Origin of the sequence: Myroides sp. WP-1 (genome assembly GCF_014145635.1) — a bacterium.
Taxonomy (GTDB): domain Bacteria; phylum Bacteroidota; class Bacteroidia; order Flavobacteriales; family Flavobacteriaceae; genus Flavobacterium.
The window spans coordinates 15,633-38,351 of the sequence record NZ_JACHTC010000025.1 but is presented as its reverse complement, the minus strand read 5'-3'; the positions used below and the strand labels follow the sequence as shown (position 1 = coordinate 38,351).

The following is a 22,719-nucleotide window of genomic DNA, read 5'->3' as shown; positions in this document are numbered from 1 at the left end:
TTTGTTCGTCGTTTGTTGTTTGTTGTTCGTTGAGAAGATTCTCGTTGAAAAAACAATCGTCCTTATTTAGGAATATTCAGTGATTGGTTATCTGTTATCTGTAATCGGTAGACTTATAATTTTTGTTGGCTGTTTGTTGTTTGTTGTGTGGTTTGTTTTTTGTTTACTGTATCAAGCAAAAAAAATTATACCTATATATAAAGTGTTAGAGCCTTTTGTATATTTTGTTTTTTACATGGTTTGTGTGTGGGCTGTTTTTGTTTACTGTATCAAGCAAAAGAAAATTACACCTATATATTTAGAGTCTTTTGTACATCTTGTTTGTTGTACGTTGTGGGTTGTTTGTTGCTCACCCTCTCACCCTCTCATCACCTCACCCTCTCATCACCTCACCCTCTTCGTCTCATCAAAAAAAAACAAAAAGAGACAACACTATAATATATCTCTTATTTTTGCAACAAATACATATATAATGAAAAAGTTATTTTTTACCCTTTCTGCATTTTTTCTGTACAGTACTTCCACTCTACTGGCCCAAAATTTGGAAATAATTCCGCTTGGTGTATATGGTGGTGGAGATGAGAGTAATTTATCTTGTTATTTACTAGGAGTAGAAAACAGCAATTCTTATTTAGCACTAGATGCTGGAACGGTAAGAAGTGGAATAAACAAAGCTATTGCCAACGGAACATTTGATGTTTCTTTTGAAACTGTATTACAACACTACATTAAAGGATATTTTATTTCACATGGGCATTTGGATCATCTTTCGGGTTTAATTATCAACTCACCTGAAGATTCTGCTAAACCTATTTATTCTTTACCTTTTGTGTCGGATATTTTTAAACACAATTATTTCACGAATGCTTCTTGGGCCAATTTTGGAAACGAGGGAGAATCTCCGATATTAGGAAAGTACAACTATAAGAAGGTCAAACCTTTTCAATCATTTTTAATTGAGAACACAACATTTTCTGCGGAAATTTTTGAGCTCAGTCATGTCAATCCACAAAAAAGTTCGGCTATTTTACTTAAAAACAACAATGATTACGTTTTGTATTTTGGTGATACAGGTGCAGATCGCATAGAAAAAACGAATCACTTAGATACGATATGGCAATATATTGCTCCATTAGTGCGAAATCAAAATCTAAAAACGATCCTCTTGGAAGTTTCTTTTCCTAATAGTCAACCTGAGCATTTATTATTTGGCCATCTAACACCGAAGTTACTCACAGAGGAGTTAAGTAGACTTGCTCAATATGCTGAACTTGAAAATCTAAAAGAACTGACAATTATTATTACCCATTTAAAACCTTCAGGAAATCAAATTGAACAGATCAAACAAGAATTAAAGGAGAACAATCCTTTACAAATTCACTATATCTTTCCCAAACAAGGTGAAAGAATCACACTTCAATAAAAAAAAATCCCATTCTAGTTGAATGGGATTTTTTTTTATTTTTTACTTACGATATATACTAAAACAAAAACAACAAATGATGGTAGTAACCAAGGTACATCATAGTTATATAAAGGAATCTTTTGAATCCATTGATTCAATTGAAATTCAAAACTATCTTCTGTAGCTTTGTCAATTGTCATTCCCACGTAAAACTGTACAAGAGAAAAAACAGTTGTTGTTGCTATTGCTCCTACGAAAGGCAGTTTTCGCTTTACTACTTTTCCAAACAAAACAATATACACAATTAATGTAAGTGTAATTGGGTAGATAATTCCTAAAAATGGTCCGGCATAATCAATAATTTGATCTACACCATTTACAGCTAAAACAGCAGAAAAAACACAAGTTGCAATTACAATTACTTTATAGCTTACCTTTCCGTTAGTTAATTGACTAAAAAATGTTCCTGTTGCACATACTAAAGCGATCGCTGTTGTCAAACAGGCTAAGGCAATACAAAGTGACAAAGCAACTGTACCTTGAGCACCTAAAACATGATTAGAGATATAAAGCAATAATTCCGTACGTTTTAAATCACCTGCAACATTGTATCCAGAAGTTGCACCTAAATATACAAGTCCACCATAGATAAACAATAAACAAGAAGTTGCTACAGCACCAGACAAGAAAGTTACTTTTGTTTTAGTCTCCTGACTCGTATATCCTTTAGCTTTGACTGCGGCAATAATGATACCTGCATAAATTACAGAAGCTAAAACATCCATTGTTTGATAACCTTCGGCAAAACCTCTGCGAAAAGACTCTGCTGCACCAACGCCAGTATCTTTAGTCACATCTAACGGGTGAAGAATTCCCATTACAATCATAATTGTCAGTAGGATTAATAATAAGGGTGTTAGATATTTTCCAATAATATCAACAACCTTAGAAGGAGATATCGATAAGGCTAGTGTTACTGTGAAGAATAAAACAGAAGACACAATCGGATTAAAATTGGGCCAGATAGGTAATAATCCAACCTCAAAAGTTGTAGCCGCAGTACGCGGAATTGCAACAAGAGGACCAATACTAAGAATAATCATTGTTGCTAAAACCAATCCTAAAGTACTATTGATTCTCTTTCCCAAGTCGGTAAACTCATCCCCTGAAAACAGAACTGCTAAGATTCCTAAAAAAGGAGCGATAATAGCAGTAATTGTAAATCCTGAAACTGCAGAAGACCAATCTTCTCCAGTAATAAGGCCTATAATAGGGGGCAAAATAATATTACCTGCGCCAAAAAACATTGCGAACAACGCAAAACCGATAGTTAATATATTAGTAATTGACTTTTGTTTCATTTGTTATTTTTATATTATTTTTTATTCGATTCACAATTTCTAAAAGAAACTTATTTTTTACACACAATAACCATGCTAATCTAAAAATTATATTAAATTATTTTTTGCAATATAGAATATTAATTGCATAATTAATCATTACCCCCTCTATTTCTCTCTTGTTGATTTCAAAGTAAATTGCTTATTTTTATCTTTATATTTAAGTTTCTCCAAATCATGTTTACTCTATTCGAAACTTCTCGTTTAACTGTCTGTCGTATTCAATTAGAATCCGATTTACCTTCTCTACTAGTATTACACAACCACAGAACAACTATGCGTTGGATTCCCAACAACAAACTAACTTGGACAGTTATTGATTTGGAAAAGAAATATAACATCAATCAACAAGCTTATGAGAAGCAACTTGGAATTTACAAAATCGCATGGAAGGAAAACACTGCTCAAACTTTCATTGGAGAAGTAGGATTATTCCTGTGCCAAGATACTACTACAACGGTAGAAATTGGCTATATCTTACATGAATTTTATTGGAAAAAAGGTTTTGCTACTGAATTACTACATGGACTTGAGTCATTTATAAAGGAGTATCTTCCTTATACGACTATTCGCGCACAATTATTTGAGCATAACATCAATTCAAAAAAGTTACTTGAACGTTGTGGATATCAGTGCGTGGCTACTATTCCACTTCACGACAAGACTGCTAAACTTGTATATACTAAATCACTTTCTTCAACGTAAACACGTAAATTCTTTCTTTTTCAAAATCTCCCATACAAATACAATACTCCAGATCCTCGTCTAGATTATCGCTGCTGTTGACTACTACATTGGTTGCTCACTTTTCTCTTAGCTTACACCTTTCACATCAGAACAATTTAAAAAATTTAAACAAGTCTTATTTTTTTTAAAAAAATGAGACTCGATTGAATTTTTATGTAAAAAAAAGTGTGGTTCAAATTTTGTTTTTTTGGGATTCACTTAGGTCTACTACCATGTACCGTTCCATGTTAATTCTCTTTTATCAATAAAAAGTTCTAGTAAAAACCTCAATTCTATCAAAATAAAAGACCAATTGTCTTTACATCTTCTTCTTTATTTAAAAAAAAAGCGAACAACACTTACTCTAAACACATTTTATTAGCCACAAAATAAAAAAAGCAATAATTTTGATAAAATATCTAAAAAACACAACAAATAATACATTTTTATCAAATATAACGTTATAATAATACATAATTTTATCCTCAGCTATAAAACAAAAACAAATAAGATCACGCTTTAATGACTTTAGAAATTAAATGTACGAATCAAATAAGCGCAAAGAATGACAGAATCAACCCCAAAAATAGAGCAGGATGAAATCGATCAAGAAGAACTAACAACGATATGCACAACCAACACAGACGAATTCGCGGTTTATTCCCAAAAAGAAGGCAAAGAGCTTTTTATACCTTATAATATGAAGACACATTACAAAGTATCTTATCTAAACAGTAAGAGTAAATTATTTTGTGGAACAGAAATACGTGAATTTTCGGGGCCAATTTTATTTTTTTCAAATCCTTTATCCACCTATACACTTGAGCCCACATCAGAAACACCCGATGGTTTTTTCTGTTTGTTTACCAATACTTTTTTAGGATTTCAAAGCAATGAAATCAGATCAACTTTACACACCCTACAAGCAACACCTATTTATGCTTTAGACAAGGATCAAGACCGAATGATCCGTTCTTTATTTGAAAACATTATTGTAGAGCATAATCAAGACTACCCATTAAAACAGGAGATATTGCGTAATTACATTGAAATTATCATACACCAGGCCAATAAACTACAAGGCACCTATACTTTAATAGAAAAGAAGAACGCAACAAATCGCCTGTGTGCGCAGTTTTTGGAACTTTTAGAAAAACAATACCCCATTACGAATAAGCATCAAGTAGTTCGGTTAAAAACTGCTACTGACTTTGCTGACCTATTAGATGTGCATACGAATTACTTAAATTTTGTTGTAAAACAAACATTAGGTAAATCCACTACAACTATAATACAAGAACGAACTTTAATAGAAGCACAGCGTTTATTAAAAAACTCGACCTTAAGCGTATCTGAAATAGCATTTTCTTTGGGTTTTGAATACGCCACTTATTTCTCTAGCTTTGTTAAAAAGTATACAGGTTATTCTCCTAAACAACTGAGAAAATAATCCATACACTACCAATATAAACGCATAGGGAATGGTTTATTACACCTGCACCTACTTCAATATACTCTTAACAGAGCTTCCCTTTACTACAAAGCCGTTCTATGTAGAAACGGCTTTGTTATTTTAATCACAGAATTGGCACTCTCTTTCAATAAAAAATTGATCTTTGTATTCTCAATCTATTCAACCTACCATATGATGAAAACAGTTCATGGTATACTTTATTCCAAGGAATACAAAGCCAAAGAAAAAACGCAACTACTTTGCGAAGGGCTATTAAGCAACGTGCTTCAATTACATGAATTTATTGAAGAAATTCAAACAGCTAAAGATTCTCCTAAAGCTACTTGTATAGAAGCCCTTGCGCATGCATCAGAGCAAAAGCCCAATATACTTACAGAAGAAGCTTTGATATTACTCATCCAAACGCTCTCATCCAAGGCTCCTCGAATTAAATGGGAATGTGCTAAAACCATAGGTTTAACAATCTCACTTTACCCTGATCAATTGGAATCTGCCATTGATCAACTAGTCATGAATATTAATCACGAAGGAACTGTTGTTCGTTGGAGTATAGCATTTGCTCTAGGAGAAATAGTAAAAATGAATCAGCCCCGTACCCAACATTTGGTCTCTCTAATTGAACAACAAATAGAAAAAGAAGAAAAAAAGAGTATTCAAAAAATTTATCACAAAGCGCTTACTGAAGTGACTGTTAAAAACAAATAAAACAACAATGAAAACAATTCCGACTCCTGAGTGGATAACTGTATATGAACAAAAAAAGCATTTACTCTTATCTCCTACTAATTTCAACCACTATTTCAGTGCTACATCAATATGTGAAAAGAACTTATTTCACCTCAACCTTGGTGAAGTAAAATTTCCAACGGGTAATATACTTGTTCGAGATCCTTTGGTTTACCTAAAGAGCGATGAACAACCCTATTTTATCCCTGTAGCACAAGGTAGCTTTCCGCTAACAGTATTGGTTATGGAGGTTGATGAAGATCACTATCGTTATGTTGCTTTTCGCGTAAAGGTATCAGATAAACAAGCGACTCAGCATCTAGAGGCCCTTCTTGGACATGAAAACATAGATACTTTAAATAAAGGAGAATATTTCGGTTTTAATGTTGATGCTGGTTTGGCTACAATAGTAGATGTAGAAACCAAAGATGCATATTGTGCCTTTGAACAGCAATGGTTAAATGCTCATCCTGGGGGAAATATTTACGATGACTTCTTAGCTGCCGAATTCAAAAAGAGTTATGCAAATAACCCACAATACCAAAGACCTGGTGGAGATTGGATCAACTTCAAAATACCAGGAACAGACTTAACCATTCCCATGATTCAAAGCGGTTATGGAGATGGAGCTTATCCTGTTTATTTTGGTTATGATGAAAACAATGAAGTTTGTGAAATCATTGTTCAATTTATCGATATTGAATTGACTTTTGAAGATGAGGAAGAATAAAAAAAGTCGCTAAAGCGACTTTTTTTATTCATATCGAATAGCCTTAACAGGCGATATTTTCGTAATTAGATAGGAAGGAATTAACAACACTAACATAGCGACGATCACCACCCCTGCATTGAGTAGAAGTACGTCTGAAAAGCGGATCAAGACAGGAGCTTCTCTAACGTAATATGACGTTGGATCTAATTTAATTAATCCTGTATATTTTTGAATAAAGAGCAAACCAAGTCCAATAGCATTTCCGTATAAAAGTCCTTTTCCAATTAAATAAAACGCATTATATAAAAATATTTTTCGCACGCTCCAATTCGCCGCACCAAGTGCTTTTAAGATTCCTATCATTTGCGTGCGTTCTAGAATTAAAACTAACAAAGCGACAATCATATTAATAGAAGCAACTGCAATCATTATAATGATGATGACTTTAATATTAAAGTCAAACATGTCTAACCATCCAAAGACATTTTCATATTTTTCTACAATGGTTTTACTATCTACCGTAGAAGGTAAATTCAAATAAATTTCACTTCCTTTTTCTTCAATTTTATCAAAGTCTTTCAGAATGATCTCAAAACCACCGACCTCATTTTCTGTCCAACGATTTAATCGTTGTACATGGCGAAGATCTCCAATGATAATGTTTTCATCAAATTGTTGTAAGCCTGAATTGTACAAACCTACAATTTCAAATTGGCGAATATTTGGCACTTTATTCCCCCAATCTTTCATGAAATACGTATTGACCTTACCTCCCAATTGAAGTCCTAATCGATTAGCAATATACGTTGACATTAAAATCTCATTACTCATTCCTTCGCCAAAAACAGGTAATCTACCTTGTTCAATATACTCTGCTATCTCATTGAATTGGTAGTCTGGAGTTACTCCTTTATATACTATCCCTTCAAAAGCATTTTCAGTGCGTATAATACCTGCTTTAGAAGCAAAAGGTTGAATGTTTTTTACTCCTTTTACTTCCTGTAAGTTTGGATAAAAGTTTTGATCTATTTCAATGGGTTTAAGTGTAATATCTGTTATATTGGAATCGTATTTAGTAATTACGATATGACCGCTAAAAGCTGAAATTTTATCTCTAATTTTGTGTTTTAAACCAAGGCCTGTAGCAACAGACACCAACATCATTATAATCCCTAAAGCAATTGCTGTAATAGCGATTTTAATAATTGGAGCAGAAATACTACTTTTATGGTTCTTTGTAGTTACTAAGCGTTTAGCTATAAAATATTCTAATTTCAACTTTGTTATGGTATCAAATTCAACAGTCAAAAATACATTATTATTCTTAGTAACACTATTGATTTATAGTGTAAATTCTTATTCTTTTTCAAAGATAGAAAGCGAGATTCCATCTTCGAGCTCAACAATAATTGTTGGTGCGGAGAACACAGCGGCTTATCTTGCACTTTTACAAAACAAAAAGGTAGGAATACTAACGAATCAGACAGGCGTTGTTCGCGAAGATCTCGATGTCAATGTATATGTATCTACGGTTGATTTTTTATTGCGCAAGGGAGTTAATCTTACGAAAATATATGCTCCTGAACATGGTTTTAGAGGAACAGCTGATGCAGGCGAACTTGTGAAAGATGGTCGAGATACACAAACGGGGCTTCCGATTCTATCACTGTATGGCAACAGTAAAAAACCTTCTAAAGAACAACTAGCTGGTATTGACATCATGTTATTTGATTTACAAGATGTAGGTGCTCGATTTTACACCTATATTTCATCTTTACACTATGTTATGGAAGCTTGTGCTGAGAACAAGATCCCCCTTGTAATTCTAGATCGTCCCAATCCTAATATTACGATAATAGACGGTCCTATTCTGGAGCTAAAAAACAAAAGCTTTGTTGGTATGCACCCTATACCAACACTGCACGGCATGACCATTGGAGAATATGGGTTAATGATTAATGGCGAAAAATGGTTAAATGAGGGTATCCAAGCAGAGCTAACCGTCATTCCTAACTTGAATTACAGTCGCCAGTCGAGTTATGCACTGCCTGTGTCACCATCACCAAATTTACCCAATGATCAAGCGATCAACCTATACGCTAGTTTGTGTTTCTTTGAAGGAACAAATGTTAGTTCTGGTAGAGGAACGAATTTGCAATTTCAAATTTACGGTTCACCTTTTTTAGAAAATATGCCTTATCGTTTTACTCCCAAGCCCAATGCTGGTTCTAAAGATCCGATGAATAATGGCAAATTGTGCTATGGTGAAGATCTCTCTAAAGAGGTACCTGTAACAAAATTAGAGCTAAAATGGTTGTTAAAAGCCTATCATCAAACAAAAAATAAAGACAAGTTTTTTACTAATTTCTTTATTAAATTAGCGGGAACAGATCAATTAAAACAACAAATTATTGCTGGTAAAACGGAAAATGAAATTCGTCAATCATGGAAAAAAGGATTAGCTGCCTTTGAACTTACTCGTGCGCCTTACCTACTTTACGTTAATTAATTCACTGACTCTCCTATCTTATGAAACAGCTTTTGTTTTCGCGTAGAACACTTTTGATTATAGCCATTGCCATTGTAAGTATCACTTCTATTGCAATTCTATTCCTGAGTATTTCTATTAACAGTAGCTATGAGGAGACCTACCAAGACATCATCAAAAAGAGTTTTAATCATCGTAAAAATGCTTTAGAGGAAGAATTTAAAAAGATTGACAATCAATTAACTATGCTAACTGATGTGGTTGAACACAGTCCGTTGGATCAACTCAAGAAAACGTATGAAGTACTGAATGAGGTTCAACCTTATAATAGTATTTCCAGCTACAACTGGTATATTGCGGTTGACTCTTCCCAGCATGTTACAGCGCATAACTTGAGTGATCACTCTGTCCTTCCTTTAGACCACCCTCTGGTACAACAATTCCTGAAAAATGGTCATCAAACCAAAATCAATACTTTTATTACACTCGATCAACAATTGTATTGGGTGTGTTGGAATAGTATCGAAAAAGAAAAAGAACAAATTTTCACAGGTTTTATTTTCAGCCTGAAAGAGCTTCACAAACACCTAACAACAATTGACATTACCACACCGAATTACGCTTATATATTTGCGGCTGATGGAACGTGTATTTATCACCCTGAATTAAATCTAATTGGTCAGAATATCTTTCAGGTATCTTCGACAACGAGTCAAGATACCATGATCAATACAAATAACAAATCTACGCCTAAGGTCGTTGAATCAGAATTTCTAAAGCTTGAAGTCTATCGTTTTTTTACAAGCTTTAACTCCACAACGTTTAAAGGGTATATCAGTATTAACTTCCCCAAGTTAAATGTAGATGAAAATGTAATTCCGTTGAAGCGAAATACCTATTTGATTTTCATTAGTTCGATTTCGATCATCTTGCTTTTACTTTATTTCTTTAATTTAGAAAGTAAACGCGCTTATAAGGAAAAAGAACAATTGGCTTTGGAAAAAGAAAAAATGACCAAGGAAAAAGTTTTGATGCAGCTTAAACAATTGAAAAATCAGATTAATCCTCATTTTTTGTTTAACTCCTTAAATTCGCTGTACATGCTTATTACTATTGACAGTGATTTAGCACAAAAGTTTACCTTAAACTTAAGCCATACCTATCGTTATTTAATTCATTCGCCAAGTAGCAATTTAGTTGACCTCAATCAAGAGCTCAAATTTATTGAACAATATATCGAATTACAGCGTATTCGTTTTCCCAAAGAACTCCACGTTGAGATTCTCGACAAACAACACGCCCCTACAAAAACTAAAATTCCGTATTTAGCTTTACAAATTGCGGTGGAAAATGCTATGAAGCACAATATTGCAACATTAGATTCTCCTTTACTAATTCAAATAACACTAACGAATGACAGTGTAACTGTAATCAATAATATTCAATTAAAAGAACAAAAGGAAGAAAGTGAAGGATTTGGGTTATTTTATATTGCCTCTATTTATCAATATTACCAAATCGAAGGCTTCCAAACTGATTCACAAAACGAGACTTTTAGTTGTATTTTCCCATTGATCAATTGTTAAAATATCCATTCACTCCCAAAATAAATCCACTCACTCCTGAAAATTTTAAGTTTAACTAGAAGTCCTTTAGCTTTATCCCTTACTTAACTTAAACTTAACATTGTAATGAATCGAAACACGGTTAAACTAAGTATCAGTACTTTAGCCTTACTAGGATGTTTAACTCAAGCGCCAACGGGTTTACTGTATGCGAAAGAGAAGAAGACGGAAAAGCGGGCTGACAAGGAAAAAGAGAAGGAGAAAGACTCTACTGATACGAAAGAAAACAATTACGCTGATTTAATAAAAAAGGGAACCTATACCAAAGGGTTATTTAATGTTATTCAAGTCAAAACGGATGTTTATTTTGAAATACCGGATAGTTTATTAAACCGTCAGTTTTTGTTGGTAAACAAACTTTCGCAAGTTCCTTTAGAGATTAATGACGCAGGAGCTAATAAGGGAATGAACTACGAAAACAAACTTATTACTTTTCACAAAGACACGTTAGCGAATAAAATTTGGGTAAAAACGGAGACTCCTCGTGTGTCATCGCCAAAAGAAGATGCTATTACGCGTTCTGTTGCGGATAACTTTATTGAATCCGTTTTAGAAGTTTTTGATATTGAAACTCAAAATCCAGACTCTACTGCTACCGTAATTAAGGTAAACAAAGTATTTGACGGAAATCAAAAGAGCTTCAATGATGTGTTATCGGGATTGAGTTTACCTACTTCCATCAAAACGAATTTATCTTATATCGAAGGAATTAAAACGTTTCCGGAGAACATTGTAGTTAAATCTATGATGACGACAAGTGTCAATGAAGGTTCTGGAGATGTATCTGTTTCTATGGGAGTTACGACGAATATCGTACTTTTGTCTAAAGAACCGATGCAACCGAGAATTGCAGATAAACGCGTAGGCTTTTTTACAGAGAAACATTGGCATTTCAGTGATGCTCAACACAAAATGGAAGAGCAAGAATTCATCACTAAATGGAGAATGGAACCCAAGGAAGAGGATATTGAAAAATATTTACGCGGAGAGTTAGTAGAGCCTAAAAAGCCTATTGTTTACTATATTGATCCAGCAACTCCTCCACAGTGGAGAGAAAAAATCATTGCAGGGGTACATGACTGGCAAGTAGCTTTCGAGCAAGCGGGGTTCAAAAACGCAATTTTAGCAAAAGAACCTACAGAAGACGATAAAGATTTTGATATTGACGATGTGCGTTATTCGGTAATTACTTATGCTGCATCACCGAAATCAAATGCGATGGGACCTTCTGTTATCGACCCTCGAAGTGGAGAGATCATTGAGTCGGATATTATTTGGTGGCACAATGTAATGACGTCTGTTCACAGTTGGATGCGCATTCAAACAGGTCCGATTGACGAAAGAGCAAGAGCGAACAAATTTAGTGATGAACATATGGGTGATGCCATTCGATTTGTGTCTTCGCACGAAGTTGGACATACTTTTGGTTTGAAACACAATATGGGTGCTTCTTTTGCTTTTCCTGTGGATTCTTTGCGTTCTAAAACATTCACGGATCAAATGGGGGGAACGGCTCCTTCTATTATGGACTACGCACGTTACAATTATGTAGCCCAACCAGAAGATAAAGTAACAGCTATTACACCTCAAATTGGGTTGTATGACAAATATGCTATCGAATGGGGATACCGTTGGTATCCAACGCAACAAGAAGAAAAGAAAGCTTTGCGCAAGATGATTGAAGATCACCAAGATGATCCCATGTATTTTTACGGAGAGCAACAAAGCTATCTAAACATCGTTGATCCAAGATCACAATCAGAAGATTTAGGAAACGATGCGATGAAGGCAAGTGAATATGGATTAAAAAATTTAAAAATAGTAGTAGATAATATTATTTCATGGACCTACGACCAAGGAGAAGATTATTATGAAGCTGGAAAATTATACATGGGCGCTATTGGACAATGGCAAATGTATAATCAACACGTTTTATCAAATATTGGTGGTGTTTACTTAGATCATGCTGTATACGGAAACAACAAAAAAGCATATCAACCCGTGCCTTACGAAACACAGAAAAGAGCCGTTGAATATTTGAGCAAACATGTGCTTACGATTCCAAACTGGTTATTTTTCAATGACATCAATGAAAAAACGTACAGCTTAAAGGATTCTCCGGTTGGTCCATATGAATATTCGCCATACTCTCTAGCGAGAGAATTACAGTATACTGCGATCTATCATGTGTTAACGGATGAGCGTTTACTTCGTTTATTAGAGAGCGAAGCACTGCAAACCCAAACAAATGGTGAAAAAGTGTATACGATTCAAGACCTATTCAATCAATTGAGAAGTGAGATCTTTGCTCCTACTAAAAAAGGGAAATCACTGTCAATTTTAGAGCGAATGACACAAAAAAATTACGTAGATGCGTTGATTATTGATGTGAATAAACTATTTGAAAAAACAAACAAAAAAGGGTTAATCCTAGATCAATCTTTGCAAATGCCTACATTATGTAGAGTTTCTTTAACCGACAATCAGGCAAGAAACATCAACTATACAGTAATGAAACGCGTTTCGGAGGTAACAAGTTACAAGAAGGGAGAATTATTCGCTATTCAAAAACTTGTGAGTAAAAAAGCAAAATCAGGTGATGCGGCGACACAAGCACACTATGCTGATTTAGCCAATAGAATTAACCAAGCACTAGGTATATAAAACTAACAACCTTACCCATTTAAGAAAATGAAAAAACTATTTCTTTTATTTTCGTTCTTTACCCTAACTCTTACTCTAGCACAAGAGAAAAGAACGATTACAGGTTTTGTTCAAGATGCAAGCGACAAGTCGGGCTTACCCGGGGCATCTATTATTGTTGAAACACAAAGTGTATCAACAGAAACAGGTCAGAAGGGAATCATCGAAAGTACAAGTATTGGAACGATGACAGACTTTGACGGAAACTTTACACTTGACGTTCCGAAAGAAACAAAAGCCATTCGCGTAAGCTTTATTGGTTACGCTTCGAAATTAATCAATCTAACAACGAAGACACATTATAACGTTGCTTTAGGTACGGATGAAAACATTTTAAACGAAGTTGTAATTACGGGTTATCAAACCATTGAAAAACGCAAATTGACTTCTTCTGTTGCCCAAGTTAGCATGGCTGATATTGAGCAAGGAGGGGTTGCGAGTGTGGATCAAATGTTGGCCGGACAAATCGCTGGGGTTGCTGTAACAACACCTACTGGTGCTCCAGGTGGACCTGCTAAAATCCGTATTCGTGGTACAGCTTCACTAAACGGACCTCAAGATCCATTATGGGTAATTGACGGAATGCCGTTAGAAGGAAATAATGTTCCTAACTTTAACGATAAAGACAATATCGATCAATTGCAAAACTTTTCTATTGCTGGTTTAAATCCGGATGACATCTTGGATATTACCATCTTAAAAGATGCTTCTGCAACAGCTATTTATGGAGCAAGAGCTGCAAATGGGGTAATTGTTATTACAACGAAAAAAGGAAAAAAAGGGTCTATGAAAGTAAACTTTACAGCCAATACTTTCGTGAATGAACGCCCTCAATTTTCTAAATTAAACTTGATGAATTCATCTGAAAAAGTGGATTTAGAATTGATGCTTGCTGGTAGATCTGATATCGATAATGCCCGCTCACGTCAAGGAGAAGTTGCAAGAATTTTAAATAGAAACGACGAATTAGACGCCTATAGAAATGGTGGATTTAGTGCTTTATCTCAAGAAAGTCAAAATGCGATTAATCGCTTGCGATTAGTAGATACTGATTGGGGAAAAGAATTATACCGTCCTACATTCAACAAACAATATGGTTTGAGCTTATCGGGTGGAGGTGATCTTTCTGATTACTACTTCTCCTTGGGATACTACGATGAAGAAGGATCAACAATTGGCACTGGTTTCGAGCGTTACAACATTACGTTGAAAAACAACTTTACCTTAACGGACAAACTAACAGCTGGAGTGGCTTTATTTGGAACACAGTCGAATAAAACTAACTTCATCGCAGATGCTGATGCAAGTGTTAATCCGGCCAACTATTCTAGAAATGCCAATCCTTACTTAAAACCATACAATGAAGACGGAAGTTTTCAATATGATCCCGATATCAATGGTTTTGGAGATGCTTATATTCCTTTCAACTTCTTAGAAGAAAGACAAAATACAAGCTACGAATTGAAAAACCAATCGTTGAAAGCTATTTTTGATATTAACTATCAAATCTTAGATGACTTGAAGTTCACTTCTCAGTTGGGTTTACAGATTGACAACAGTGATACGGAGAAATACTTAGGTAAAGAAACGTATAACACACGTAAATTCAGAGAAGGTACGAGATACTATGACAGTGCTTCCAAAGAATTCAAATACTTCTTGCCTGATGGTGGAATTATTGAAAACTTCTCGGATAAATACTTCCAATACAACTGGAAAACCCAAGCGATGTACAATACTATTATCAATGATATGCATGAGATAGATGTTATGGCTGGTATGGAAATCCGAAAAGAAGAAAGAAAGCAAATCAAATCTAAAGGTTTTGGTTACGATCCGTTAACCTTAACAACAAATCCGATTTTGTTCCCTCCAGGAAACACTGAGGCAACACAAAAAAAATACGAAACATATAGAAGAACAAAAGGAGAAGACGCTTATGCTTCTTTCTTTGCAACAGCTTCTTATACATACGACAGAAAATATACCGTATTTGGTAGTGTGCGTTATGATGGTTCAAACTTATTCGGAGTAGATCCAAAATACAGATATTTACCTTTATGGGCAATTTCAGGTTCATGGTTGGTATCAAATGAGAAGTTCATGGAAAACCTAGATTTCGTTAGTAATTTCCGTTTACGCGCTTCTTATGGTTTACAAGGAAACGTAGATCGTACAACTTCTCCTTTCGTAATTGGAGAATACAGTACTTCTTCTATTTTACCAGGTTATCCAGAAAAAACTATTCAGGTGAATAACTTGCCAAATGGTACACTAAGATGGGAAAAAACAACGAATACAAACGTTGGTTTTGACTTAGGATTATTCAATAATAGAATTGCTATTGCATTTGATGCATACAACAGAAAGAGTACAGATTTAATTGGTTTACGTGCCTTGCCTTTTGAAACAGGTTTTGAGTTCACCAACATGAACTGGGCGCAAGTAAGCAACAAAGGTTATGAAATTTCATTAACGACGAGAAATATCGTACGCCCTAACTTCTCTTGGACGACAACATTCAACTTTGCACACAATAAGAGTAGAGTAGATCGTATTCAAGTAAACGATGGTGAATACTTACCTTCAAGAGAAGGATACGCTGTAAATTCTGCTTTTGTATTGAAAACAGCGGGATTAGATGACAAAGGAAACATTATGTTTTGGCAAGGTGGAGAAAAAGTATCTGCCAAAGAATTTTTCCAATTGTATGATTCTTGGGAAGACATCATGCCAGGTTATATGGTTGACTCTAAATTGACTCCTGAACAATCAAGAGATTTATTTACCTATGCAGGAGATAGAGATCCGAAATTTACTGGAGGTATTATCAATACATTCAAGATCAATAATTTTGATTTCACTATTTCAGCGGCCTTCAATCTAAAACAAATGGTAACGCGTACACCTGCTTATAATTCAGCTTTAGTTGATCCAGGAAGAAACTACACAAGAGAAGTATTCGATATGTGGACGCCGATCAATACAGGTGGAACTTTACCAGGATTAACAGGAAATGACGCTTATGATGGAACAGATAATTGGATGTTAACAAAATGGTTTGATTACGGTGGAGCACCAATTAACTATTACAACTATCTAGATATTTGGACAAAAGAAACAAGTTATTTGCGTATTAGCAGCTTGCGTTTAGGATATACCTTACCAAGAGCTGTTTTAGATAAATTGCGTTTAGACAATGTTCGATTTACAGTAGAAGGAAGAAACCTATTTGTATTCGGAACAGATTACAAAGGATACTTTGATCCAGAAACTTACGGAAACATTTACGCACAGCCTATTCAGAAATCATTCACATTAGGATTAAACATAACCTTCTAACTCTTTGTACATTATGAAAAGACTTTTTTTATTTATCGGATGTCTAAGCATAGGTTTATCTACTGTAAGTTGTGATAAATTCTTAGATATTGAACCAGAAGGAAAGATTATTCCAAAAACAACAGATGATTATAGAAAATTGTTGACGACGGCTTACTTTGCGTACCCTCGTCACAAAGCGCTAACAACTATACGAACGGATGAAGTTCAAGTTCCTGTAATGGACAACAGCGATTTCGCAGAAATTCGCGATATATTTGTATACAATGACCAAAGTCCGAGTGATGGAACAAGAGAGTATGGATACCAAGACTTATACAAAGTTATTTTCTATGCCAATCAAACCATCAACGATGGAACAGGAACAATGCAAACCGGAGACGTAAAAGAACAACTTCTAGGAGAAGCACATGCACTCCGTGCATTAGCTTACTTCGATTTAGTAAATTTCTTTGCTAAACCGTATGATCCCGCTACAGCCGCTACAGAACCAGGTATCGTAATCCTAAATGAAGTAGACTTAGATAGCAAAAGACCTAAATCAACCGTAGCTGAAGTATACAACCAAATTCATTTGGATATCGATGCCGCAAAAGCAAAACTAAAAGTAGCTACCTATGATGCAGGTACCAACTACCGTTTTTCTAAACTGGCTCTTTTAGCCTTAGAAGCTCGTGTAAATCTGTATCAGAAAAAATATGAAGCTGCAATTGTAAGTGCTGAAAGTGCATTGGCAATCAAAAGTACATTACAGAACTTAAATGTAGATTCGAAAGAATCCGTTGCACATTTCAAATCGGTAGAATCGATTATGAATTTAGAAGATGTGTTTAAAACAGCTTATAAATCTTTCGTTTTTGCTTCGGAAGAATTAAAAGCAAGTTATGATCAAACAAACGATCTTCGCTATGTTTCTTCTTTTGATGATGTAAATGGAAATTTAGTATTAGTAAAAACGGGAAATGGAGATACTAAAATCTCTTTCCGTACAGCTGAATTATACTTCATCAAAGCAGAATCTCAAATTTTCTTGAACCAATTAGATCAAGCCACTGCTACGCTTGAGCCGATCATCGAAAATCGTTTCAAAGCAGAAGCTGTACCTGCTGTAGTAGAACAATTAAAATCGTTTGATCAAGCGGCATACAAAAAATTCCTATTAGAAGAGCGATTCAGAGAATTCGCCTTTGAAGGTCAGCGTTGGTTTGATTTGAGAAGATTAGATCAAAAGAAAATCGTTCACCGATTAGGTAACGAAGATTTTATACTACAACAAAATGATCCGCGTTATACCTTGCCGTTCCCAAGAAAAGCAAGAGAAAACAACCCAAATTTATAAGCGGTGACACTGCAAAAGCTACCAGAAATGGTAGCTTTTTTTATGCAGAAAAAGATCACATTTTTAGAACGTGCAACTTTTTAGTACTTTTACCAAAAAAAAGTGCGTATAGCAATTGTTGAAGATGAAGCTCTCGCAGCTAATTATCTAAAAAAACTCCTACTGACTCAAGATATTCTACCCATTTCGGTTAGCGATATTGTCATGTTATCTTCGATTAAAGAAGCTACGACTTTCTTTTTTCAACATACCGTTGATCTCATTTTTATGGATATTCATTTAGGTGATGGCAAGAGTTTAGAAATTTTTGACAAAATCGCCGTTAAGAGTCCTGTTGTTTTTATTACGGCTTATGAAAATTATGCCATTGAAGCTTTTAAGCAATTTGCTATAGGTTACATTTTAAAACCCTTTGATAAAATAGCTTTAGATGAAGTACTACACAAATATGTTACGATCACGAAACACCTACAAGAAGATTCCGTTCCCAAACAAGAACCAGAATCCGAAGTAGCGAATCCTCCATTGAAAGATCGCTTTTTGATTCACGATGGCCATCGACTCAAATCAATTGAGGCCAATGAAATCGCCTATTTATTTGCTTCTGGCAAACACCTTTTTCTACATACTTTTCAAGAAGAACGCTACATATATGACGACACAATCAAAGATGTCATTGATAAGCTTGATGCGAAGATTTTTTTCAAAATAAATCGCAGTTTTATCATAAATATTCAAGCTATTAAAGAGGTCTTACGTCATAGTAGTCAAAAAATAGAACTCGTATTAAATGTGCAAAGTGAGGACCAACAGCCTATTTTTGTTAGCAAAGCACATATCGCTAATTTAAAAGATTGGTTGAGTTAAATTGTCATTTAACACGATTGATTTTCTATTTTTTAACTACATTTGAGAAAAACAAAAAACATCTAAATGATATGAATGTAGGAGAATATATCATCAAATTAATTGACGGAATACTAGATTTTTTTCAATTGATCAAAGATTACTTAGATGATGCTTTACACATCTTCGAAAAGATAAAAGAAGTGGTATTGGATATCATCGATTACTTTATAGATACTACTGAAGAATTATCACAAGAATCTGTAAAACTTTTTGAAGACCTGGAAGAAGATCATTTCTTTATTTAAATCGCAATTATTTCAACACTATTTTCTTTTTCATCTGCTCTACTACTTCGTATGCTGCTGGACAGATAGCTACATTTTCCAAAGTTAAATTAGCAATTTGTTGAAACTTTTTTCGGTCCGTATGGGGATATTCTCGACATGCTTTCGGACGGACATCGTAAATCATACAATAGTTTTCTGCATCCAAAAAAGTACAAGGCACTTGTTGAAGTACATAGTCGTTGTCTTCATCAATTTTCAAATATTGATCGATAAACTGTTGGGGTTTTAATCTCAAGTGCTTACTGATTCGCTCTATATCTGCACTTGTAAACAATGGCCCTGTTGTTTTACAACAATTCGCACAAGACAAACAATCTATTTTTTTAAAAACAGCATTGTGAATTTCTTGCATTTGATAATCTAAATCCTTTGGTGGCTTCTTTTGTAGTTTCGCAAAATATTTTTTATTCTCATTATGCTTATCTTTGGCGAACTTTGGAAGTTGTTGCAGTATTTTGTCCATTCTTACTTTATTGAATGACAAAATTACGACAACTCGCTTTTTTATAGATCAAAAATTCAACAAAAAAATGAAAGACCTAATCGGCCAAGCTATATTAGACTATCAAGTTAGCCAGACACCTGCGGTTTTATTGACCGAAACAGATATTTCCGAAGCTGAAGAAATGGAGGTTTCCTATTGGTTTCGCTCCTATAAAGACATGCCAGAACTCGAGCAAATTGCATTAAAAAAGAGTAAAGGCAAAGTTTTAGATATCGGTTGTGGTGCTGGATCACATACACTTTATTTACAAGAAAAAGGATTAGAGGTTACCGCTATCGACATCTCTCCAAAAGCCATCGAAGCTTGTCAGTTAAGAGGTGTAAATAACGCAAGATTAACCAATGTTCTAGATGTAAAAAATGAACAATACGATACCTTGTTATTGTTAATGAATGGCACAGGTATATTTGGTCGATTAATTCACATTACCACCTATTTAGAACATCTAAAAACACTATTGACTCCTAATGGACAAATCTTAATTGATAGTTCAGACTTAATCTATATGTTTGATGAAGATGAAGATGGGGGGAAATGGATTCCGATGGACAACAAAGACTACTATGGAGAGCTTGTTTTTCAAGTTCACTACAAAGGTGAAACAGAAGAAGCTTTTAACTGGTTGTATTTAGATTACAACACCCTTCAAAATGCAGCACATGGCTGTGGATTATCTTGTGATTTATTATATGAAGGAGAGAATTACGAGTACCTCGCAAAACTAACAAAAAAAGGAAGCTAGGGCTTCCTTTTTATATCTTTTACATTTCCATGTATTTCATCATAATTCCTTGAACACTAGTTCCCCATTCCATTCCAACTTGTTGTCCTTTATCATACAAAACTTTATTCTTTTCGTATAATTTCTTTCCAACAGGAGTTTCATATAATTGAATCAATTCTTTGATTTCATTATGTGTAAATTCTTCCATGTAGATTTCAGCCATTCTCGATTTAAAATCATTTAAGCTTACGTTAAATTCTTTTTGAAACTCAGCTCTTTTTTCTTCAGGAATATTCTGACTGATTTCTTCAGTCATATAGTCAAAAGCTTTCATTTGCCCACTTACTTCCATGTACTTTTCAGCGTCTGCTTTAAAAGCAGCATCTTGTGCAAAACCGAAATGTCCTGCTAACATGAATGCAGCTACGATCACTATTTTTTTCATAATTGTAGTATTTTTGATGAAGTAAAGATAAAACTATGTTAAGGAATATCCAAGTATTTATGTGTTTGCAACGATATTTTCCACTTTGGATTTTGCTTGACATATTCAATAATTAAAGGCATCATAACCGCGCGTTTACTCCATTCTGTCTGCAATAATAGCAACGCGTCTTTATTTACTTTAGCGGCCTGTTCTTCTGCAAAGATAAAATCGTGTTTGTTATAAATCACAACTTTTAATTCATTCGCTGCTTGATAGGCGCTTTCAGTAGGTAATTTAGCTTTTTTAGGCGAAAGACAAACCCAATCAAAATCACCAGACATTTCATAAGCACCAGATGTCTCTATATTGGTTTTCAACCCTGCCTCTTTTAATTTCTTTGTTAGGTAATCTAAGTTATACATCAAAGGTTCTCCTCCTGTAATAACGGCTAAATTAGCCACCGCTGACGCATCAGCAACAATAGATTCAACAGCCGTTAACGGATGTAATTCTGCATCCCAACTCTCTTTCACATCGCACCAATGACATCCAACGTCACAACCTCCCAAACGGATAAAATAAGCCGCATGACCAGAATAAAAACCCTCTCCTTGAATGGTGTAAAATTGCTCCATCAAAGGCAATACTTTTCCTTCTGTCAACGCGCTATTCTGTTGGTCCTCTTGTATCATAGTAAACTAATTAATTGATCGTAATTCTCTCTAGTAAAAAAATAGAATTACCGCGCAAAGATAAGGTAAAAACATGAATCTCTCGCCTTCTCTCCCCTTATTCCGCAAGTCTACCCCTTAGTATTCACTTTCTTTTTTCGAGTTTTCTAGATCCAGCCAAGACAGAATTTCCTCATCTTGTTGGGCATTAAACTTTCGGGCATAAAGATATCCCTTATGAGCGGCTTGCTTTAACTGTTCCTGATCGGCAATGGAAAAAGTAACAGGCAAAGGCACTCCTTTTCTATCCCAATCTATAAAAGTTAGTATATCCTTCACTTGAATGTTTGGGTGAGTTTTCATCACTTCTACTAATAGCGTTTGAAAAAAATACTCATCTGCACAAAAAGTAGTCTTAAAAAAATGATGCCATTCTACTTTATTCGCACTGTAAAACCCTACAAGTAGCATCAGTGTATCATAACGCAACGCCCACCAAGAAGATCCCTTATAAAAAACAATAGACGAATCCAGTTCTTTTTGGATAAATAGATACTTTAAATAAGAAAACTTGAAGCATCCCTTTAAAATTGATTTGTATAAACCTGAAATTTTATGCTTTTTAAAGATCACATAATCTCCCCTTCTGTCGCTCTTATTTACTTTAAATCCTCGAAAGTTTAGATAAGCCCGAGGATGTACCTCTTTGGCAACAAATTTTTCGATGAAATCAATAGTTTGATTTTGCTGATAAAACGATTGAATGTCATTTGTGGTTTGCAGTGGATAATCTTGACCACTTATAAGAGTCACACGGTCAGAGGCAGAAGGATTATACTGTCCTAAGGCATCAATAAGGTTTAAAGTGGCTTGAACTTGAGAAAAATCACCCCAAATACAATTTACACGATTCTCAATAAAACACACTTGAGGATTGACGCAGATTGATTCAAAAGGTGCAAGATCACTTTTCAAATCAATGTGAATAATAAAATGAACATTTGGAGCAAGTAAGCGGTCTATTAAGCGCTTTAATTGCTGTGGATTAGTGTGTGCTTGAACAAGATAAAAAATATTCATAGAATCCGCATTATACGATAAACAATTCAAGAAATCAAAATTTGTATTTGGTTGTAAACAAACGATTTTTTTTTGCTTCTTCGCATTGAGGGAATATTAAATTTTTATTAATTAACATTCACACTAGTTGTAAAAAAAACAACATTATAAGCTTTTAAAGTATTTAATACCATATT

General features: G+C 34.5%; 19 protein-coding genes. 13 read left to right on the top strand and 6 right to left on the bottom strand.

From position 1 onward, the window contains the following. Nucleotides 1-472 precede the first annotated feature (472 nt). The gene (locus H4K33_RS15350) at nucleotides 473-1,423 is read left to right on the top strand and encodes a 3',5'-cyclic-nucleotide phosphodiesterase (protein ID WP_182650555.1); all 951 of its coding nucleotides are present in this window, start codon (nucleotides 473-475) and stop codon (nucleotides 1,421-1,423) included. A 35-nt stretch (nucleotides 1,424-1,458) separates the two neighbouring features. On the opposite strand, the gene brnQ is transcribed toward H4K33_RS15350, so the two are convergent. After that, nucleotides 1,459-2,766, bottom strand: a complete 1,308-nt coding sequence (gene brnQ / locus H4K33_RS15345; protein WP_182650554.1) for a branched-chain amino acid transport system II carrier protein — start codon at nucleotides 2,764-2,766, stop codon at nucleotides 1,459-1,461. Between the two features lie 216 nt (nucleotides 2,767-2,982). Here brnQ and H4K33_RS15340 point away from each other — a divergent pair, with 216 nt between their 5' ends. The 4 genes from H4K33_RS15340 to H4K33_RS15325 all read left to right on the top strand — a co-directional run bounded on the left by H4K33_RS15340 (nucleotide 2,983) and on the right by H4K33_RS15325 (nucleotide 6,461). Beyond that, nucleotides 2,983-3,510, top strand: a complete 528-nt coding sequence (locus H4K33_RS15340; protein WP_182650552.1) for a GNAT family N-acetyltransferase — start codon at nucleotides 2,983-2,985, stop codon at nucleotides 3,508-3,510. 586 nt (nucleotides 3,511-4,096) lie between these two features. Then, entirely contained in the window at nucleotides 4,097-4,981 is an 885-nt protein-coding gene (locus H4K33_RS15335; RefSeq protein ID WP_182650550.1) for an AraC family transcriptional regulator, read from the top strand. A gap of 195 nt (nucleotides 4,982-5,176) precedes the next feature. Next, complete coding sequence (locus H4K33_RS15330; protein ID WP_255493778.1) at nucleotides 5,177-5,710, top strand: HEAT repeat domain-containing protein; 534 nt, start codon at nucleotides 5,177-5,179, stop codon at nucleotides 5,708-5,710. Between the two features lie 7 nt (nucleotides 5,711-5,717). Further along, nucleotides 5,718-6,461 (top strand): DUF4241 domain-containing protein, encoded by a 744-nt coding sequence (locus tag H4K33_RS15325; protein ID WP_182650548.1) that lies wholly within the window; start codon nucleotides 5,718-5,720, stop codon nucleotides 6,459-6,461. A gap of 24 nt (nucleotides 6,462-6,485) precedes the next feature. Here the strand turns inward: H4K33_RS15325 and H4K33_RS15320 are convergent, their stop codons facing one another. Next, nucleotides 6,486-7,721 (bottom strand): ABC transporter permease, encoded by a 1,236-nt coding sequence (locus tag H4K33_RS15320; RefSeq protein WP_182650545.1) that lies wholly within the window; start codon nucleotides 7,719-7,721, stop codon nucleotides 6,486-6,488. Between the two features lie 7 nt (nucleotides 7,722-7,728). Here H4K33_RS15320 and H4K33_RS15315 point away from each other — a divergent pair, with 7 nt between their 5' ends. From H4K33_RS15315 to H4K33_RS15285, 7 genes are all read left to right on the top strand, one after another. Continuing rightward, on the top strand, nucleotides 7,729-8,952 hold the full coding sequence (locus tag H4K33_RS15315; protein ID WP_182650543.1) for an exo-beta-N-acetylmuramidase NamZ domain-containing protein: 1,224 nt from the start codon (nucleotides 7,729-7,731) through the stop codon (nucleotides 8,950-8,952). Nucleotides 8,953-8,972: 20 nt separating this feature from the next. Next, nucleotides 8,973-10,517, top strand: a complete 1,545-nt coding sequence (locus tag H4K33_RS15310) for a histidine kinase (protein ID WP_182650541.1) — start codon at nucleotides 8,973-8,975, stop codon at nucleotides 10,515-10,517. 105 nt (nucleotides 10,518-10,622) lie between these two features. Then, nucleotides 10,623-13,220, top strand: coding sequence for a zinc-dependent metalloprotease (locus H4K33_RS15305; RefSeq protein ID WP_182650539.1), 2,598 nt, complete (start codon nucleotides 10,623-10,625; stop codon nucleotides 13,218-13,220). A gap of 27 nt (nucleotides 13,221-13,247) precedes the next feature. Next, the gene (locus tag H4K33_RS15300) at nucleotides 13,248-16,601 is read left to right on the top strand and encodes a SusC/RagA family TonB-linked outer membrane protein (protein WP_182650537.1); all 3,354 of its coding nucleotides are present in this window, start codon (nucleotides 13,248-13,250) and stop codon (nucleotides 16,599-16,601) included. 13 nt (nucleotides 16,602-16,614) lie between these two features. Then, nucleotides 16,615-17,940 carry a RagB/SusD family nutrient uptake outer membrane protein gene (locus tag H4K33_RS15295; protein ID WP_182650535.1) on the top strand — a complete coding sequence of 442 codons (1,326 nt, stop codon included), beginning with the start codon at nucleotides 16,615-16,617 and terminating at the stop codon, nucleotides 17,938-17,940. A gap of 102 nt (nucleotides 17,941-18,042) precedes the next feature. After that, nucleotides 18,043-18,807: a LytTR family DNA-binding domain-containing protein gene (locus H4K33_RS16685; protein WP_182650533.1), complete on the top strand. Its 765-nt coding sequence runs from the start codon at nucleotides 18,043-18,045 to the stop codon at nucleotides 18,805-18,807. A gap of 71 nt (nucleotides 18,808-18,878) precedes the next feature. Continuing rightward, nucleotides 18,879-19,094, top strand: a complete 216-nt coding sequence (locus H4K33_RS15285; RefSeq protein ID WP_182650531.1) for a hypothetical protein — start codon at nucleotides 18,879-18,881, stop codon at nucleotides 19,092-19,094. 7 nt (nucleotides 19,095-19,101) lie between these two features. Here H4K33_RS15285 and H4K33_RS15280 read toward each other — a convergent pair whose 3' ends face one another. Beyond that, nucleotides 19,102-19,599 (bottom strand): YkgJ family cysteine cluster protein, encoded by a 498-nt coding sequence (locus H4K33_RS15280; protein WP_182650529.1) that lies wholly within the window; start codon nucleotides 19,597-19,599, stop codon nucleotides 19,102-19,104. A gap of 67 nt (nucleotides 19,600-19,666) precedes the next feature. Between H4K33_RS15280 and H4K33_RS15275 the strand changes: the two genes are divergently transcribed. Then, nucleotides 19,667-20,383, top strand: coding sequence for a bifunctional 2-polyprenyl-6-hydroxyphenol methylase/3-demethylubiquinol 3-O-methyltransferase UbiG (locus H4K33_RS15275; RefSeq protein ID WP_182650527.1), 717 nt, complete (start codon nucleotides 19,667-19,669; stop codon nucleotides 20,381-20,383). Nucleotides 20,384-20,402: 19 nt separating this feature from the next. Here H4K33_RS15275 and H4K33_RS15270 read toward each other — a convergent pair whose 3' ends face one another. From H4K33_RS15270 to H4K33_RS15260, 3 genes are all read right to left on the bottom strand, one after another. Beyond that, nucleotides 20,403-20,810: a DUF2059 domain-containing protein gene (locus H4K33_RS15270; protein ID WP_182650525.1), complete on the bottom strand. Its 408-nt coding sequence runs from the start codon at nucleotides 20,808-20,810 to the stop codon at nucleotides 20,403-20,405. Between the two features lie 38 nt (nucleotides 20,811-20,848). Further along, nucleotides 20,849-21,484 (bottom strand): 7-carboxy-7-deazaguanine synthase QueE, encoded by a 636-nt coding sequence (locus tag H4K33_RS15265; protein WP_182650523.1) that lies wholly within the window; start codon nucleotides 21,482-21,484, stop codon nucleotides 20,849-20,851. A gap of 117 nt (nucleotides 21,485-21,601) precedes the next feature. Continuing rightward, a complete protein-coding gene (locus H4K33_RS15260) occupies nucleotides 21,602-22,543 on the bottom strand; it encodes a beta-1,6-N-acetylglucosaminyltransferase (RefSeq protein WP_182650521.1) in 942 nt (313 codons plus the stop codon). Nucleotides 22,544-22,719: the final 176 nt, after the last annotated feature.

Coding starts and splice junctions, on each gene's coding strand:
- H4K33_RS15325 (WP_182650548.1), top strand. CDS start 5,718: ATGAAAACAATTCCGACTCCTGAGTGGATAACTGTATATGAACAAAAA.
- H4K33_RS15270 (WP_182650525.1), bottom strand. CDS start 20,810: ATGAAAAAAATAGTGATCGTAGCTGCATTCATGTTAGCAGGACATTTC.
- H4K33_RS15315 (WP_182650543.1), top strand. CDS start 7,729: ATGGTATCAAATTCAACAGTCAAAAATACATTATTATTCTTAGTAACA.
- H4K33_RS15335 (WP_182650550.1), top strand. CDS start 4,097: ATGACAGAATCAACCCCAAAAATAGAGCAGGATGAAATCGATCAAGAA.
- brnQ (WP_182650554.1), bottom strand. CDS start 2,766: ATGAAACAAAAGTCAATTACTAATATATTAACTATCGGTTTTGCGTTG.
- H4K33_RS15260 (WP_182650521.1), bottom strand. CDS start 22,543: ATGAATATTTTTTATCTTGTTCAAGCACACACTAATCCACAGCAATTA.
- H4K33_RS15310 (WP_182650541.1), top strand. CDS start 8,973: ATGAAACAGCTTTTGTTTTCGCGTAGAACACTTTTGATTATAGCCATT.
- H4K33_RS15285 (WP_182650531.1), top strand. CDS start 18,879: ATGAATGTAGGAGAATATATCATCAAATTAATTGACGGAATACTAGAT.
- H4K33_RS15275 (WP_182650527.1), top strand. CDS start 19,667: ATGAAAGACCTAATCGGCCAAGCTATATTAGACTATCAAGTTAGCCAG.
- H4K33_RS15305 (WP_182650539.1), top strand. CDS start 10,623: ATGAATCGAAACACGGTTAAACTAAGTATCAGTACTTTAGCCTTACTA.
- H4K33_RS15280 (WP_182650529.1), bottom strand. CDS start 19,599: ATGGACAAAATACTGCAACAACTTCCAAAGTTCGCCAAAGATAAGCAT.
- H4K33_RS15350 (WP_182650555.1), top strand. CDS start 473: ATGAAAAAGTTATTTTTTACCCTTTCTGCATTTTTTCTGTACAGTACT.
- H4K33_RS15330 (WP_255493778.1), top strand. CDS start 5,177: ATGATGAAAACAGTTCATGGTATACTTTATTCCAAGGAATACAAAGCC.
- H4K33_RS15340 (WP_182650552.1), top strand. CDS start 2,983: ATGTTTACTCTATTCGAAACTTCTCGTTTAACTGTCTGTCGTATTCAA.
- H4K33_RS15265 (WP_182650523.1), bottom strand. CDS start 21,484: ATGATACAAGAGGACCAACAGAATAGCGCGTTGACAGAAGGAAAAGTA.
- H4K33_RS15300 (WP_182650537.1), top strand. CDS start 13,248: ATGAAAAAACTATTTCTTTTATTTTCGTTCTTTACCCTAACTCTTACT.
- H4K33_RS15295 (WP_182650535.1), top strand. CDS start 16,615: ATGAAAAGACTTTTTTTATTTATCGGATGTCTAAGCATAGGTTTATCT.